This is a genomic window from Bradyrhizobium sp. 23AC (assembly GCF_054863025.1).
The window spans coordinates 1-267 of record NZ_JAVAYN010000175.1; the positions used below are offsets into that span (position 1 = coordinate 1).

The 267-nt window shown below is 66.3% G+C and carries 1 pseudogene; it reads right to left on the reverse strand.

The window, feature by feature from the left end:
• Positions 1-267: pseudogene (locus RAD10_RS41985) on the reverse strand (cell division protein FtsA); the annotation flags it as partial.

The following is a 267-nucleotide window of genomic DNA, read 5'->3' on the forward strand; positions in this document are numbered from 1 at the left end:
TGCGCGTGCAGCACCATGCGGCCCGCCGGATCGATCGAATCCCGCCCGGCTTGCAACAGCGCATCGATATCGGATTGCTCGACACGGTGGCCGCCCAGCTCGAACTCGATTGAGGCGACATCGGACACCAGGCCGCCCGCCGAAAAGCTGACCCAGACATTCTCGATATTGGTGCCGGCAATGCGTTCGGCCTGCTCGACCGCCTCGCGCACCGCGACTTCGGTGGCGGCGGCGTCGGCGATATAGCCGCGCTTGACGCCCTTGCTC